This is a genomic window from Nonomuraea sp. NPDC050153 (genome assembly GCF_044460125.1).
In the GTDB taxonomy this organism is placed as follows: domain Bacteria; phylum Actinomycetota; class Actinomycetes; order Streptosporangiales; family Streptosporangiaceae; genus Nonomuraea.
This window is the reverse complement of sequence record NZ_JBITJQ010000016.1, coordinates 1-15,215: the sequence shown is the minus strand read 5'-3', so window position 1 is coordinate 15,215 and position 15,215 is coordinate 1. Positions and strand designations below refer to the sequence as shown.

The following is a 15,215-nucleotide window of genomic DNA, read 5'->3' as shown; positions in this document are numbered from 1 at the left end:
CACGTGTCGCCCATGAGGGGGGCACGATTACCCCCATGCCCGGACCGTGTGCTTAACTCAAGTTGCCGATGTGGTCTGTGTCCCCCGGGCCGCAAATTACCGCCTTCACGGAATACCGTTCGGCTGGAGCCGTGTTGTGCACCTCGCCGAGGAGGCGACCGCCACATCGGCCTTAACGACTTTTCCAGGCGTCCCGCCCAACGGCGGGGCGCCTGCTTTATGGTGGGGTGGCCGACCGGCCCGATGATCAGGAGAGCTCGTTGCTGTACGAAGTGGTCAAGTTCGCCGCCGCGCCGCTCGCGCACGCGATGTGCCGGCCGCACATCTCGGGCGCGGCAAACGTGCCCCGGAGCGGGCCCGCGATCCTGGCCGCCAACCACCTCTCTGTGCTCGACTCGTTCCTGCTGCCCGCGCTGCTGCCGCGGCACGTGACCTTCACCGCCAAGAACGAGTACTTCGAGGGCAACCCCGTCTCCGGGTTCTTCATGCGGCTCGGCGGCAGCCTGCCGATCGACCGGGAGAGCGCGCACGCCGCCCAGGCCATGCTCGACGCCGCCGCCGACCTGCTGGAGAGCGGCGAGCTGTTCGGCATCCACCCGGAGGGCACCCGCTCCCCCGACGGCCGCCTCTACCGCGGCAAGGTCGGCGTGGCCTGGCTGACGCTCAAGACGGGCGCCCCGGTGCTGCCCGTGGCGCTCAGCGGCACCGAGAGGGTGCTGCCGGTCGGCTCGAAGGTGCCCAGGCCCGCGCGGATCGGCATCGCCATCGGCGAGCCCATGCGGTTCGAGGGCGACCACACCAAAGCACGCGACCGGCGGCGGGTGACCGACGAGATCATGGCGGCCGTCCAGAAGCTGTCCGGCCAGGAATACGTGCCGACCTACGCCGCCAGCTTCAAGGCGGCCAACGGCGTGTCATAGCAATGTCGTCGAGGATCAGGGGGAGCTAGCGTGGCGCGAGGTCGTACCATCGCGATCGTGTCCGGCGCCACCGTGCTCGCGGTGGGGGCCGCGGCCGGTGGCGCGTACTACCTGCTGCACACCAGGGGGACGCCCGCCGAGACGGCGCAGCGCTTCACCACCGCCTGGCAGTCCGGCAACTGGGCCGCCATGGGGGCGGAGCTCGCCAAACCACAGCAGCTCAACGCGTACGACCAGCAACGCAGCGCACTCGCGGTCGAGTCGACGGACATCGAGCTCGGCAAGATCACCGAAACCGGCGACCGGGCCCGCGCCCCTTACACCGCCACCCTGACCCTCAAGAACATCGGCAAGTGGTCCTACCAGGGCCAGATCGACCTCATGGTGGCCGACCGCACCTGGAAGGTCGACTGGAAGCCCGCCGCGCTCTACCCGGCGATGAGCGCCGGGGCCGAGTTCAAGCTCAAGACGCGCTGGCCCGGCCGCGCCGAGATCACCGACGCCCAGGGAGACCGGATCGACACGGGCACGGTCGGCGGGTCGGTGCAGCAGCTCGTCGGCTACCTGGACAAGGCCGGCAAGAAGGACGTGGCCAAGCTGGGCTCCTCCTACAAGGTCGGCCAGGCGATCGGGCGCGGCGGGCTGCAGGAGACGTTCCAGAAGCGGCTGGCTGGCACGCCCGCCACCGAGATCCAGCTCGGCGACAAGACGCTGGAGACCATCAAGGGCACCGACGGCGAGCCCGTCCAGACCACGCTCGACCCGCGCGCGCAGGCCGCGGCGGTGGGCGCGGTCAAGGACATGAAGAAGCCCACGTCGATGGTGGCGATCAAGCCGTCCACGGGCGAGATCCTGTCCGTGGTCAACAACCAGGGCGGCTTCAACCGGGCGCTGGACGGCCGCTACCCGCCCGGCTCGACGTTCAAGGCGGTCACGGCGATCGGCCTGCTGGCGGCCGGGATGTCGCCGCAGGACACGGTGACGTGCCCGATGTACGCGACGATCGGCGGGCTGAAGGTCCGCAACTCCGACAAGGAGGCGTTCGGGTCGCTGTCGTTCCTCGACTCGTTCGCCCACTCGTGCAACACGACGTTCGCACCGCTGGCCGAGCAGAAGCTGGGCGCCGACAAGCTGCTGAAGACCGCCGAGGACGTGGGCTTCAACCAGCCCCTGAACATCGGGGTCCCGGCCGCCAAGGCCAGCTTCCCCCGGGCGCAGTCCGACGCGGAGCTGGCCGCGGAGGCGTTCGGCCAGGCCAGGATCACGGCCAGCCCGCTGACGATGGCCTCGGTGGCCGCCGCCATCGCGGACGGCACGTGGCGTCCGCCGACGCTGGTGCCCTCGTTGAAGCAGAAGGCCACCGAGCGCGCGCTGCCCGACGGGGTCAAGGACCAGCTGCACTCGATGATGGCGGCCGTGGTGTCCAAGGGCACGGCCAAGGCGGCCGGGCTGCCCGCGGGGACGCACGGCAAGACCGGCACGGCCGAGTTCGGCACCGGCGACGACCTCAACACCCACGCCTGGTTCATGGGCTTCAAGGACGACGTGGCGTTCGCGGTGGTCGTGGAGGGCGGCGGCGCGGGCGGCAAGATCGCGGCCCCGGTGGCGGCGGCGTTCCTCAAGGGGCTGTGAACCACGGCCCCATCCAGGTGAACCGGCCGCCGACCTGGGCAGAACTCCGTTGTGCTGGGGATAGGTGTCGAGGAGTACACGGCGCGGCAGGCGGCCATGAGGCGGCTGGCCGGCCAGGCGGGGTTCCGCGGGGTGGTGGCCTGGTCGCGCGGCGGTTCCGCGCAGGACCACTACGCCGACGTCTACTACCTGACGGGCTTCTACCAGCACCAGCCGTTCGTCCCTGACTTTCCCGGCCACTGGCGGGCGCGGGGCCACGCGGCCGTGGTCCTGCCCGTGGACGACCCGGCTCCGGGCGGGCACGGGGTCCGCGCCGTCCTGCTGACCGACTCCAGGGACCTCCAGGAGCCCCGGCCCGCGGCGCAGGTCTGTGTCACACCCGACCTCGTGGACGCGCTGGCCGAGCAGATCAGGACGTCGGTCCCGCCGGGCAGGGTCGCGCTCATCGGCTACGAGGCGATGGCCGCGCCGTGGTGGTGCCGGTTGCGTTCGGTGCTGCCGGGGCACGAGCTGGTGTGCGCCGACGACCTGGCCTGGGCGGCGCGCCGGATCAAGAGCCCCGCCGAGCTGGACCTGCTGCGCGCCTCGGGGGCGCTCGGCGTGCGCGCGGTCTCCGCCGCCCGGGACGCCGCCGTGCCGGGCGCCACCGAGGCCGACGTGGCGGCGGCCGCGATCTCCGAGATCGTCCGGGCGGGCGGCGCCTACTCCGGCATGGGCATCTCGTCCGGCACCGAGTCCTACACGTTCGCGGCCTCGGGCCCGACGCCCTACTCCGCCGACCGGCGGCTGGCCGAGGGCGACCTGATCAGGATCGACCTGTACGGCTCCGTGCGCGGCTACCTGTTCGACCTGGCCCGTACCTGGGTCGTGGGCGGCGAGCCGACCACCGAGCAGCGGCGGCTGCTGGACGCGGTCCGCGAGAGCGTGCTGGCCGGGATCGAGCTGCTGCGGCCCGGGCGGCGGTTCGGCGAGGTGGCGCGGCGCTGCCAGGAGGTGTTCGAGCGGTCGGCGTTCGCCGTCCATCACGGGCTGCCCGGGGCGCGGACGGACGGTCTCTGGGGCCACGGCCTGGGCCTGTCGCTGGAGCCGCCGTGGATCACGGAGGGCGGGCCGGACGCGGACGGCCTGGTCGAGGCCGGGATGTGCGTGGCGCTGGAACGCAGGATCGCGATGCACTCCGTGGGAGGCGCCAGCCACGAGGAGGACGTCATCGTCACCGACTCCGGCCCGGAGCTCATCACCTCTTGAAGCTCATTATCCGGCTGTATAAATTCATGCGCCCGGCGCTCGACGCCGCCGTCGGCAGGCTGGCGGCGCTGTTCGCGGACGGGCAGCGTACGGGGGCGTTCCGGAAGTTCGACGGCGTGCTGATGGGCACGGCGCTGCGCGCGTCCATCGACGGGGTGGCCGACCGCCTCGTCAAGGGCCTCGACCCGGACCGGTGCGCGGACGAGCTGGTCGAGCTCTTCGACCGCGCGACCCGCGCCTGACCAGGGGACCGGCCGTGGGGACCGGCCTCAGCAGCACCTGATGCACTGGAAGGTCCAGTCCGTGCACACGTAGCCCGAGGTCGTCTGGCAGCAGGTCCTGACGTAGAGGGCGCCGGTCGCCGTATCACCATCGCTCGGTGTCGCAGTCGCTCGCGCGGGCCTCGGCACGTGGGACGAGGAGGCCGAGCATGCGGTCCGCGACTGCCCGCAGGCGGGTGATCCTGATGTGGTTTCGCATCGCGACTCCTTCGCACTCGGTGGGAACAGTCGGACTATCCCAAAGGCCCCTTTCTCCCCTATGTCCGCGCGATGTCGTCCCGTACGGCCGAGATCACGGCCGCCGCGCCGTCCTCCGCCCGGATCCGGGTCGCGAGCGCCGCGGCCCTGCACCGGTAGGCGACCTCCGTCACGGCGGCGTGGAGCGCGGCGGCCAGCCGTTCGGCAGTCAGGCGGCGGAACGGGACGGTGTCAGGCGCCACGCCGAGCGCGGCCAACCGGGCGGCCCACAGCGGCTGGTCGTTCACCGCCGGCAGGCCCACCGCCGGGACACCTGCCCGCAGCCCCGCCCCCGTGGTGCCGCTGCCGCAGTGGTGCGCCACGGCAGCCATCCGCGGGAACAGCCAGTCGTGCGGCACGTCGCCCACCCCGAGCACGTCGTCGCCCAGGAGCCCGGGTACGCCGGTCTGCAGCACGCCGCGCAAGCCCGCCCGCCGCAGGGCGCGTACGGCGAGGTCGGTGTACTCCTCTGCGCGCGCCGCCGCCTGGCTGCCGAACCCGATGAAGACAGGCGGCGGCCCCGACCCGACGAAGTCCGCCAGCACGTCGTCCGGCGCCCAACCCGGCGGGCGCTCCGGCCACCAGTAGCCCCGCACCTCCAGGCGATCCCGCCAGTCCGCCGGGCGCGGCAGCACGAGCGGGCTGTAGCCGTGGAAGACCCGCCACCGGGTGGACTCGCGGCGCCGGTAGACGGCGCGCGAGCTCATCGGCGGCAGCCCCAGCCGTGCCCGCAGCGCTCTGGCCGACCCGGCGTGCACGGGCGACGGCACGGCGAACGCCAGCCGGGCCGCGGCTCGGTTGCCCCACCGGCCGAACGAGCGGCCGAGGGCGCTCGCGACCAGCGGGAAGTCGCCGGTCGGCTCGACCGGCTGCAGGTGCACCCCCATGCTCGGCACCCCCATCGCCTCGGCGACGTGGTAGCCGGCCGAGGCGGCCACGCCGAGGAGGAGGATGTCGGCGCCCTGCTCGGCCGCCGCGACGATGCCGCCGGTCACCTGCGCGGCGTAACGGGCGAACATCCGGGCTCTGGCGGCGAGGGAGACGCGCGCACCCGGGAGCAGCAGCGGGAGCGGGTCGCCGGGGATGGGCCGGTGCTCCAGCCCGGCGCCGGTCACGAGCTCCGCGTGGGGCTCGTGCGCGGCGACCGCGACACGGTGACCTGCTTCGCGCAATCGCACGCCCAGCCCGGTATAGGGCGCCACGTCCCCGCGCGTGCCCACTCCGACGATCAGAACCCGCATGACCACCCCCAACCTCGTTTACAATGCAGTCGCATGGTAAACGGGGGTCCCGGCGTTTTCAATACACCTGCATGGAAAAGGTGCGATGCCCAAGATCGTGGACCACGAAGCCCGGCGGCGGCACATCGCCGAGGCCGTGCACCGCCTCATCGACGCCAACGGCCTGGACAGCGTCAGCCTGCGGGAGGTCGCGGCGGAGGCCGGGATCTCCATGGGGGCGGTGCAGTACTACTTCAGCACCAAGGACGAGATGCTCCGGCTCGCCTTGGAGCATCTGAACACGCGGATCCGGCTCCGGGTGGCCACCGCGGACCAGAGCGATCCCCTGGCGCTGCTGCGGGTGGCGATCCTGGAGTTGCTGCCGCTGGACGAGAACCGCCGCTTCGAGTCCCGGATCGGGCTGGCCTTCCTGGCCAGGTCGGTGGTGGCCGACGATCTGGCGGAGCTGTTCCGTACGGGGCTGCCGTACGTGATGGCGTTCTACGTCGACCAGATCAGGGCGGCGCAGGCCGTCGGGCAGGTGGCCGCCCATCTGGACGCGGAGAAGGAGGCGAGCGTCCTGTTCGCCTTCGCCCAGGGTCTGGTGCAACCTGCCCTGATCGGCCATTACTCGCCGGAGGCCGTCGTGGCGGCGGTCGACTATCACCTTGACCGGCTGCGGGCTCATCCATAGCTCCGGCACCGTCTCCGCCTCCGCGTCCAGCCCGGCACTCGGCTCGGCTCGGCTCGGCTCGGCTCGGCTCGGCTCGGCTCGGCTCGGCGAGGATCATCAGGTCGCGCTCCTACCGCCCGGAACGCCCGCGCCAAGGCCGGCCGCTGCCGCCGCCCGCCGGAGAGCGGCACCCCACTGTCGGAGTCGTCGTCCTCAGGATGGGCGGCCGTCCGCTCGCCACTGTTCCAAGCAATTCGAGTGAGCGCTACGCCGGTGGTCGTGATGGTGCGGGTGTGGCCTGCAGGTAGGCCAGGACCGCCATGACGCGCCGGTTGTGGTCCTCGGACGGAGGAAGGCCGAGCTTGGCGAAGATGTTGTTCGTGTGCTTGCCGATCGCCTTGTCGGTGACCTGGAAGCGGGTGGCGATGGCCAGGTTGGACATTCCCTCCGCCATGAGCGCGAGCACCTCACGCTCCCGGGGGGTCAGTGCGGCCAGCGGCTCGTCGCGGCTGCGGCGGGTCAGCAGTTGGGAGACCACCTCCGGGTCCATCGCGGTGCCGCCTCCGGCGACCTGGCGCACCGCGTCGACGAATCTGTCGACATCGCCCACCCGGTCCTTCAGCAGGTAGCCCACCCCTCCGGAGCGGTCGGACAACAGCTCCCTGGCGTAGAGCTGCTCCACGTACTGCGAAAGGATCAGCACCGGCAGCCCCGGAACCCGGCCGCGCGCCTCCAGCGCGGCGCGCAGCCCCTCGTCGGTGAAGCCGGGCGGCAGCCGCACATCGATCACGGACACGTCCGGGCGGTGTCGGACCAGCGCCTCCAGCAACATGGGACCGTTGTCCACGGCCTCCACAACGGTGAAGCCGTTCGCCGACAGCAGACGGACCAGCCCGTCCCTCAGGAGTGTCAGGTCTTCGGCTATGACAACGCGCACGGGACCTCCATGGTCAGTACGGTCGGGCCGCCTTGAGGGCTGGTCACCGTGAGCGAGCCGTCGAAGGCGGACAGGCGGTCCTCGATGCCGCGTACTCCGGTGCCCACGTCACGGCGCACCATGCCGCACCCGTCGTCGCCCACGGTCATGCGAAGCACGCCGGCGGTGTGCCGCAGCCGCACCCATGCGCGTGAGGCACCGCTGTGTTTGGCCACGTTGACCAGCGCCTCGGCGGCGGCGAAGTAGACAGCGGACTCCACGGGCGGTTGCGGGCGGCCGGGCAGGTCGATGTCGACCTCGACCGGCATCGGGCAGAGCAGCGCGGACGCCTCGATGGCTCCGGCCAGACCGCGGTCGGACAGCACCGGGGGATGAATGCCGCGGACCAGGTCACGCAGGTCCGTCAGCGCCTGGCCGGCGACCTCCCGCGCCTCGTCGATCAGGCGTACCATCTCGCCCGGGTCACGGGAGCCGCGGGCCAGTCCCAGGTGCATGCGGACGGCGATCAGCTTGGCCTGCGCGCCGTCGTGCAGGTCGCGTTCGATGCGCCGCAGCTCGGCGGCGCGCGCGTCGACCACCGCGGCCCGCGACGCGGTCAGCGCCCGGATCCGCGCGTCCGTCGCGGCGCCGCCATCCAGCAGCCGTCGCGCCAGTCGTGCCTGCCCGATGCGGAACAGGGGGATGGCCATGAGGGCGACCGCCGCGATGGCCACGATGGCCAAACTGAGGGCGAACGTGTTCAGCGTGCTCGTCTCCACCGGCCGCAGCCGGAACCAGACGTGGTCCAGGGCGGCCAGCATCGCCCCCGTCGCCACCACCGGGGCGGGGCCCGTGACGACGTGTACGACCAGCCAGCCCAGTTCACGCCGCGTGCCGCGCCGGCGCGGCTTCGGAGCGGCCCGCCATGGCCGGTCGGTTTCGCGCCGGCGACTCCCTGCGGCGCCGTCCCTGTCGAGTACCCGGCCCGCCCAGCGGCGCTGGTAGGCGGCCAGGCGGTGGACGAGAACGAGCCCGAGGCCGAGCGGCGCCCGCCCGAGACCGGCCACCGGCACGAGGGCGCCGCTCACCAGCACCAGAGCGAGCACCACCAGCGCCGCAAGGCCGGTGACCGCGTTCAGCGCCAGGCTGCTCGCTTCGTTCCGCGCGTACCCCGCCAGAGCATCGACGGCCTGCCGCGCCGGCCCGCCGAACGCGGATCGTATCCCCATCACAGGTGCAGTCTGCCCTGCCGGTGGGGAGAAGGCGGTAGGGCCGGCCCCACCCCATGAAGTGGCGATCTCCCACCCTGGCCGGTGGGCCGACGCCCATGGAGGCCGGAGTCCCGGACCGCGAGGCTGGTCCCACCGATCGGATCGAGCTGATCGGCCTGACCTGGCGGACAAGGGTGAGACGTGATCGAAGTGAGAGGGCTGAGCATGCGATACGGCCGCACGCTCGCCGTGGACGACCTGACCTTCACCGTCGAACCGGGCCTGGTGACCGGATTCCTGGGGCCGAACGGAGCCGGCAAGTCCACGACCATGCGAGTCGTACTCGGACTGGAGATCCCTACCGCGGGTGAGGCGCTGGTGGACGGGCACCCGTACGCGTCGCTGCGCCGGCCCATGCGCACGATGGGGGCGCTGCTGGACGCCGGAGCGGTGCACGGTGGGCGTACGGCCCGCGACCATCTTGGCTGCCTGGCACGTAGCAACCGCATCGGCTTGAAGCGGGTGGCCGTCGTACTCGATCAGGTCGGCTTGACCGACGTGGCGGACCGGCGGATCGGCGGGTTCTCCCTGGGCATGAAGCAGCGCCTCGGCATCGCGGGTGCGCTGCTCGGCGACCCGGCGGCGCTCATGTTCGACGAGCCGCTCAACGGCCTGGACCCGGAGGGCATCCGCTGGATCCGCGACCTGCTGCGCTCGCTGGCGGTCGAGGGCCGCGCCGTCCTGCTGTCCAGCCATCTGATGAACGAGCTGGCCCTCACCGCCGACCACGTCATCGTCATCGGGCGCGGCCGGCTGATCGCCGATACGACGACGGACGCGCTCGCCGCCCGGTTCCAGCGCGACGTGCTGGTCCGCACGGCGCGCCCGGACCGGCTGGCGCAGACCCTACGCGCGCACGGCGCGAGCGTGATCGGCACGAGCATGACCGGCGGCACGAGCATGACCGCCGACGCCCTGGCGTCCGGCGACCTGATGGTGCGGGGTATGGACGCGACAGAGATCGGCGAGCTGGCGCTGCGGGCGGGCATCGCGCTGCGGGAGCTGACCCCGCGCGGCGCCTCGCTGGAGGAGGCGTTCATGGAGCTGACCGAGGACAGTGTCCAGTACGGCGCCCGCCCTGCCACCACCGCAACCGTCCCGGAGGTCACCCGATGAGGGACGTGATCGCCTCAGAGTGGTACAAGCTTCGCTCGCTCCGCTCCAACGTCTACCTGCTGGCCGTCTCCGCCCTCGCCGTGCTGGTCTGCGCCGGGGTGGCGTACCTGGTGGGCCGGGGGTTCGACCGCCAGACGTTCGAGGAGCGGCTGAGCTTCGCCGGCAACGGCGCCGGGCTGGGCACCGGGCTGCCGGTCGCCTACTTCGTGCTGGGCACGCTGGGCGCGCTCTCGATCACCTCCGAGCACGCCACAGGGATGATCCGTACGAGCCTGGCGGCGGTGCCGCGGCGGCAGGTGTTCCTGTTCGCCAAGGTCCCCGGGCTGGCAGCGGTCACCCTGGTCGCCGGCCAGGTGCTGGCGTTCGCCATGCATCTGGCCGCCCAGGCCGTCCTCGGCGACCGCGCCGGTCAGATGCTGCTCGACGGGGACACCCTTGGCACCCCGCTTTCGGAGCCGGGCGTGCTCGCCACGGTGGTCGTCGCCGGGCTGTCCATGACGGCCGCGGCGCTGATCGGGCTCGGAGTGGGCGCGGCGATCCGGTCCACCCCCGGCAGCCTGGTCGCGCTCGTCATGTTCTTCCTGGTGATCCCGATCGTCGCCCAGGCGCTGCCGTCGCCGCTGCGTTCGCAGGTGGGCTCGTACGTGATGGAGAATCTGCCGTCGCAGATCGCCGGGGTGGGCGGCGGCCTGTTGCCTCGGGGGGCGGCGGCCGTGCTGCTCGTCGTCCACGTCGCCGCCGCGCTGACGGCGGGCGCGACGGTGACCGCGCTGAAGGGACGCCTCAAGGTGGCGGCCGTTGGAGCGGTCGCCACGCTCCTGACCGCTCTGGTGGCGGTGCCCGCCGCCTCGGACTCGGTCGGCTCCGGCCCGTCCTCGCCGGTCTGGGGGCCGTGTGCCGACCAGGACGCCCCCAAGGACATGCGCTGCGCCTCCGTCCAGGTGCCCCTCGTCTGGACGGAGCCCGCGGGACGGAAGATCACCGTGCCCGCCGCGATGCTTCCCGCCTCCGGCGTGGCACGCCGGATCGGCACGGTGTTCTCCATCCCCGGCGGCCCCGGCGCGTCGGGCATCGATGAGCTGAAGCAGTTTCACGGGAGGTTCGCCAAGCTGCGTGACCGCTTCGACGTGGTCAGCTTCGACCCGCGCAACACTGTCAAGCCCGGCGGCGTGCTGCCGTACGAGTGCCTGGCCACCGGCCCTTACATCACCCTGGCGGACACCCGTGCCGAGTACGCCGCACTCGCCCGGACCAACCGCGAACACGTGCAGCGGTGCCGGTCGGCAGACCCGGAGTTCTTCGACCACATGGACTCGGCCTCCGTCGCCCGCGACATCGAGGCCGTCCGCACCGCGATGGGCGAGCAGCGGCTGAGCTTCCTCGCCACCTCCTACGGCGGGCATCCCGCGCTGGCCTACGCCCGTCTGTTCCCCTCCCGCATCCGCGCCATGGTCATGGACGGCACCGTCAACCATGTCGAGGCGGTGGCGGCCAGGGAGCCCTTCATGTATCAGAAGGCGGAGAAGCAACTGGAGCGGTTCGCCGCCTGGTGCCGTTCGGCCACGGCCTGCGCCCTGCACGGCCAGGACGCCGGCGAGGTGTGGCGCCGGCTGGTGGTCGCCGCCGACCGCTCACCCGTGCCGGTGCACAACGACCCGACCGGGGTCGCCTACACGGGGTTCGACCTGAAGGTGGCCGCTGCCCCCAGCTTCACCTCGCCCGGCCCGGAACCGGACGTCCCGCGCTGGGTCGAGCTGGCCGAGGCGATCAAGAAGGCCGCCGAGGGCGACGCCTCCGGGTTCGCCGAGTACGTCCGGCGAGCCACGGGCGGCCCCAAGGTACCCTCGCTGGCCGGGCAGAACATGACCACCTGCCTGGACGGCCAAGGGTACGAGAGCTACGCGGCCTACCGCAGGGCGCTGCGCAGGGCGCAAGAGCTGTCGCCGAACTTCGCGGGGCAGCGGGCGTGGTGGCCGCTGGGCTGCGCCGGCTGGCCCGCTTCCGTCACCAACCCGCCGGCGCCGCTGCCCACCAGCGGCCTGGTGCCCTTCCTCGGAGTCGGCAGCTGGACCGACCACGACGAGGTCGCCGGCATCATCCGCCACGTGCCGGGCTCCTCGAGCGTCCGCTACGACGGACACGGCCACGCGCTGTACGTCTATGGCAAGGGCGGGTGCGTCACCGCTTACGTCAACCGCTACTTCACCAGCTTGAGGCTCCCGCCCCCGGGCACCACCTGCCAGGCCACCGGATGACGACCGCCCGCGCGGCCTGGTTTCCCGTGCCACCCGCGCGGCCTGGTTTCCCGTGCCACCCGCGCGGCCTGGTTTCCCGTGCCACCCGCGCGGCCTGGTTTCGCCACTGCCGCACCTCGGGGGGTGCGGCCGCCCGAACTGCCCGCCCTCCCCGCCTCCCCGCATCCCGGCCGTCACCACCCCCACAACGACGTGCGGCCCGACTTGCCTCGGCAGAAGTCACCGTGACCCGCCATGTCGGCCCGACGCGAACGGCCACCCCCGAACGAGAGACAGAGCCCGGCCGTCGCGGGACGCCGGGGCTTGTCCCATGGGTCAGGCAACCGCCTTGCTGCAGGTGGAAGCGCTGTTCCGGGCGATGATCGCCGGTTCCCCGACCGCAAGACCTGAACGACTCCAACCCGAGCCGTGCTCTGCAAACCTTGCCCCCTCATCCCTCTCACGGGCCGACAACCAGTCATTGTTTGCATGCATTGCATCCATTGTATGCAATGCATGCAGACTGTTAGCCTGGGCCGCATGCAGACCGATGTGGCGCGGAAGCGGCTGAGGGAGTTGATCCTCGACGGTGCTTACCCGCCCGGCGCGCGGCTGACCGAGACCGAGGTCGCGGCCGCCCTCGACATGAGCCGCACTCCCGTACGCGAGGCGCTCCGCGCGCTGGCCGCCGACGGGCTCGTGCGTCCCTCAGGGCGCGGCGTGGTGGTCGTGGCGTTGGAGCAGGGCGACCTGGACGAGGCCTACCAGGTGCGGGCGGCGCTGGAGGCGCTCACCGCCGAGCTGGCCGCCACGCGCCAGCGCGAGGGCCGCATCGCCCCGGCCGACCTCGCCGCACTCCGTCACATCACGGCCGAAACCGCCACAGCCACCGCCGAAGGCCGGTTGGCGGAGGCCGTACGGCTCAACCGCCGCTTCCACCGGCTGATCGCGGAGCTGGCGGGCAACTCGATGGCTCTGAACGCGCTGGAGCGCATCTGGGACCAGATCCAGGTGTCCACGTTGCGCTCGCTGGCGCCGGCGTCGCGGCCCGCGCACGTGTCGGGCCAGCACGAAGAGCTCGTCGCCGCGATCGTCCTCGGCCGCGCGGAGGAGGCCGCCAGGGTCGCCCGCGCACACGTACTCGACACCCGTGCCATCACCCACAACGAGGAGAACGAGATATGACCCGCGAGCACACGTACCCGGTCGTGGTGACCTGGACCGGCGACAAGGGCACCGGCACCAGCGGCTACCGCGCCTACGGCCGCGAGCACGAGCTGGCCGCGGAGGGCCCGCCGGCCATCGCGGGCAGCTCCGACCCGGCCTTCCGCGGCGACCCGTCCCGCTGGAACCCGGAGCAGCTCCTGGTCGGCGCGCTGTCGCAGTGCCACATGCTATCGTACCTGCACAAGTGCGCCGTGGCGGGCGTCATCGTCACCGAGTACGTCGACAACGCGGTCGGGACCATGGCCGAGACCGCGGACGGCGGCCACTTCACCGAGGCGGTGCTGCGCCCCACTGTCACCGTGACGTCACCCGAGATGGTCGATGCTGCCGCCGAGCTGCACGAAGACGCCCACAAGGCGTGCTTCATCGCCAGTTCCGTGAATTTCCCGGTACGCCACGAGCCGACCATCCGCGTCGCCACCGCGCCATAGCCCGATCACGGCCCGGTGGGGCTTCACCAGCCCCGCGCACTTCAGCCAGGCGTTCCGCAGCGCGTATGGCCTTTCAGCACGCCGGTTCCGCCGGCAGTGCACGCAGACTAAAGAACTGTACGCGCGGCCGTAATGGCCGGACGATTGTTCATCCATCACCGATGCCCTGAGGCCGCACAACCACTTCTGCGGCATCGGCGGCGTGGTGGATCCAACGCCGCCGATGCCTGCCGGAGGATCGGGAGGTGTTCGCGCGTCAAGGCGATCAGAGCGCCTGACCCCGGTGGTGATCAGCCGCCGAAAGCGGAGGCGTTGTCGCGTGCCCAGTCGGCGAAGGTGAGCGCGGGCCGGCCCAGCAGCTCTTCCACGGTGCTGGTGGTGGGTCCTGGGCGGTTGGCGTAGTCGGACAGGGAGCCGAGCAGACGGGCGGGAACCTCCTCGGGCAACCCTTGCGCGAGCATGCCCTGCCGTACCTGCTCGGGCGGGAGCTCCTGGAAGGACAGCGCCCGGCCGATGGCGGCGCCGATGAGCCGCACCTTCTCGAACTGGTCCAGCGACTGAGGCCCGGTCAGCGTCAAGACCGGCCCGGCATGAACGCTGCCGCGGAGGGCTTGTACGGCGACCGCCGCGATGTCGGTTTCGTGGATCGGAGAGGTGGCGGCCCGGCCGTGCGCGCCGCGCACCACATCACCGGCCTTGATCTGCGGCGCCCAGGCCAGCGCGTTGGCGGCGAAATCGGCCAGGCGCAGGACCGTCCACTCCAGGCCGGAGCCGGCGACGAGGTCCTCGGCGGACCTGAACTGGGCGGCGAAGCGGGCTTCCCCCGCTGGATGCTCCACGGTGGTGGCCGACAGCAGCACCGCGCGCCGTACGCCTTGCTTGACGGCCAGCTTCAGCAGCTCACCAAGGCCGGGGCCGGTGGCACGCGGGCTGATCTGTATGGCTTCGACGCCTTCCAGCGCCTCCTCAAGCCACTGGGGACTGAACAGGTCGCCACTGACGACTCTCACGCCGTCGGGTAGCCGGGCCTGGCCAAGGCCGCGAGTGACCGCGGTGACGGCCGTGTCCTCCTCCAGCAGCAGGTTCATCACGTGGCGTCCGACAACACCGCTGGCTCCGGTGATCAGGATCACGATGGTTCCTTTGCTTGATGTTCGGATCTGGTGAATAAGTGGACGAAGCGGATGCGATGGGTACGCCAGGCGTTCGGCCGGCGCACCCATGACCCCGAACCCAGGGCACCCGTTCGGCATCCTTGTCGAGCGCCGGACTCCGGTCAGGGGCGTGCGTCCGGCCTGGAAGCACAACGCCGCTCCGGTCTCGAAAAGCTCGGACCGGGGGTCACCGATCTTCCTGGTCGCGGTTGCCGTGGGCCTGTGCCGAAAGGTCCTGCCAGTCGGCCCAGGTCTTGAGCCGGTCGGCGTAGGCCTGCTGGATCAGCGGGTAGAAGCCCTTGCCGAACAGCACCCGCACCGGCGGGTTGGCGGAGTCGACGAGCTTGAGAAGTGCCTGCGCCGCGGCGGACGGGTCTCCTGCGGGCATCTTCCCCGCCATCGCGCCGAGGCGCCGGCGAAGACCGTCGTAGGCCGGGTCGGCCTGGGCCATGTGGCCGTTGGCGAGCGGGTCGGGGTTGTTGCCGTTCCGGGTGGCGAAGCCGCCGGGCTCGATGATGGTCACCTTGACGCCGAAGTCGGCGACCTCGCCGGCGAGCGCCTCGTTCAGGCCCTCCAGGGCCCACTTGGAGGCGTGGTAGGCGCCGCCGAGCGGCATGGCGATGACCCCGGCCGCCGAGGACAGCTGGATGATGTG

The 15,215-nt window shown here is 71.9% G+C and carries 14 protein-coding genes; 9 read left to right on the top strand and 5 right to left on the bottom strand.

What is annotated here, in order from left to right; genetic code table 11:
• Positions 1–260 precede the first annotated feature (260 nt).
• The 4 genes from ACIBQ1_RS33255 to ACIBQ1_RS33240 are packed head-to-tail and all read left to right on the top strand — an operon-like array spanning position 261 to position 4,042.
• The gene (locus ACIBQ1_RS33255) at positions 261–920 is read left to right on the top strand and encodes a lysophospholipid acyltransferase family protein (RefSeq protein ID WP_397283253.1); all 660 of its coding nucleotides are present in this window, start codon (positions 261–263) and stop codon (positions 918–920) included.
• 57 nt (positions 921–977) lie between these two features.
• On the top strand, positions 978–2,552 hold the full coding sequence (locus ACIBQ1_RS33250) for a penicillin-binding transpeptidase domain-containing protein (RefSeq protein WP_397283252.1): 1,575 nt from the start codon (positions 978–980) through the stop codon (positions 2,550–2,552).
• Positions 2,553–2,603: 51 nt separating this feature from the next.
• Complete coding sequence (locus ACIBQ1_RS33245; protein ID WP_397283251.1) at positions 2,604–3,800, top strand: M24 family metallopeptidase; 1,197 nt, start codon at positions 2,604–2,606, stop codon at positions 3,798–3,800.
• Positions 3,797–4,042 (top strand): hypothetical protein, encoded by a 246-nt coding sequence (locus ACIBQ1_RS33240; RefSeq protein ID WP_397283250.1) that lies wholly within the window; start codon positions 3,797–3,799, stop codon positions 4,040–4,042. The genes ACIBQ1_RS33245 and ACIBQ1_RS33240 overlap by 4 nt, the downstream gene beginning before the upstream one ends.
• Before the next feature lie 296 nt (positions 4,043–4,338).
• Here the strand turns inward: ACIBQ1_RS33240 and ACIBQ1_RS33235 are convergent, their stop codons facing one another.
• On the bottom strand, positions 4,339–5,559 hold the full coding sequence (locus ACIBQ1_RS33235; protein WP_397283249.1) for a glycosyltransferase: 1,221 nt from the start codon (positions 5,557–5,559) through the stop codon (positions 4,339–4,341).
• Positions 5,560–5,644: 85 nt separating this feature from the next.
• Here ACIBQ1_RS33235 and ACIBQ1_RS33230 point away from each other — a divergent pair, with 85 nt between their 5' ends.
• On the top strand, positions 5,645–6,232 hold the full coding sequence (locus tag ACIBQ1_RS33230; protein WP_397283248.1) for a TetR/AcrR family transcriptional regulator: 588 nt from the start codon (positions 5,645–5,647) through the stop codon (positions 6,230–6,232).
• Between the two features lie 244 nt (positions 6,233–6,476).
• Here the strand turns inward: ACIBQ1_RS33230 and ACIBQ1_RS33225 are convergent, their stop codons facing one another.
• Both ACIBQ1_RS33225 and ACIBQ1_RS33220 read right to left on the bottom strand, forming a co-directional pair.
• Entirely contained in the window at positions 6,477–7,148 is a 672-nt protein-coding gene (locus ACIBQ1_RS33225) for a response regulator (RefSeq protein ID WP_397283247.1), read from the bottom strand.
• A complete protein-coding gene (locus ACIBQ1_RS33220) occupies positions 7,133–8,356 on the bottom strand; it encodes a sensor histidine kinase (RefSeq protein ID WP_397283467.1) in 1,224 nt (407 codons plus the stop codon). Before ACIBQ1_RS33220 ends, ACIBQ1_RS33225 begins: the two co-directional genes overlap by 16 nt.
• Positions 8,357–8,539: 183 nt before the next feature.
• Here ACIBQ1_RS33220 and ACIBQ1_RS33215 point away from each other — a divergent pair, with 183 nt between their 5' ends.
• From ACIBQ1_RS33215 to ACIBQ1_RS33200, 4 genes are all read left to right on the top strand, one after another.
• Positions 8,540–9,514 carry an ABC transporter ATP-binding protein gene (locus tag ACIBQ1_RS33215; RefSeq protein WP_397283246.1) on the top strand — a complete coding sequence of 325 codons (975 nt, stop codon included), beginning with the start codon at positions 8,540–8,542 and terminating at the stop codon, positions 9,512–9,514.
• On the top strand, positions 9,511–11,769 hold the full coding sequence (locus ACIBQ1_RS33210; RefSeq protein WP_397283245.1) for an alpha/beta fold hydrolase: 2,259 nt from the start codon (positions 9,511–9,513) through the stop codon (positions 11,767–11,769). Before ACIBQ1_RS33215 ends, ACIBQ1_RS33210 begins: the two co-directional genes overlap by 4 nt.
• A 519-nt stretch (positions 11,770–12,288) precedes the next feature.
• A complete protein-coding gene (locus tag ACIBQ1_RS33205) occupies positions 12,289–12,933 on the top strand; it encodes a GntR family transcriptional regulator (RefSeq protein WP_397283244.1) in 645 nt (214 codons plus the stop codon).
• A complete protein-coding gene (locus ACIBQ1_RS33200) occupies positions 12,930–13,406 on the top strand; it encodes an OsmC family protein (protein ID WP_397283243.1) in 477 nt (158 codons plus the stop codon). Before ACIBQ1_RS33205 ends, ACIBQ1_RS33200 begins: the two co-directional genes overlap by 4 nt.
• A gap of 290 nt (positions 13,407–13,696) precedes the next feature.
• On the opposite strand, the gene ACIBQ1_RS33195 is transcribed toward ACIBQ1_RS33200, so the two are convergent.
• Together ACIBQ1_RS33195 and ACIBQ1_RS33190 are read right to left on the bottom strand one after the other, a co-directional pair.
• A complete protein-coding gene (locus ACIBQ1_RS33195) occupies positions 13,697–14,539 on the bottom strand; it encodes an NAD(P)H-binding protein (RefSeq protein ID WP_397283242.1) in 843 nt (280 codons plus the stop codon).
• 208 nt (positions 14,540–14,747) lie between these two features.
• Positions 14,748–15,215: SDR family NAD(P)-dependent oxidoreductase (locus ACIBQ1_RS33190; RefSeq protein WP_397283241.1), on the bottom strand; the 468-nt coding region annotated here is incomplete at its 5' end.

Coding starts and splice junctions, on each gene's coding strand:
- ACIBQ1_RS33230 (WP_397283248.1), top strand. CDS start 5,645: ATGCCCAAGATCGTGGACCACGAAGCCCGGCGGCGGCACATCGCCGAG.
- ACIBQ1_RS33220 (WP_397283467.1), bottom strand. CDS start 8,356: ATGGGGATACGATCCGCGTTCGGCGGGCCGGCGCGGCAGGCCGTCGAT.
- ACIBQ1_RS33235 (WP_397283249.1), bottom strand. CDS start 5,559: ATGCGGGTTCTGATCGTCGGAGTGGGCACGCGCGGGGACGTGGCGCCC.
- ACIBQ1_RS33200 (WP_397283243.1), top strand. CDS start 12,930: ATGACCCGCGAGCACACGTACCCGGTCGTGGTGACCTGGACCGGCGAC.
- ACIBQ1_RS33210 (WP_397283245.1), top strand. CDS start 9,511: ATGAGGGACGTGATCGCCTCAGAGTGGTACAAGCTTCGCTCGCTCCGC.
- ACIBQ1_RS33205 (WP_397283244.1), top strand. CDS start 12,289: ATGCAGACCGATGTGGCGCGGAAGCGGCTGAGGGAGTTGATCCTCGAC.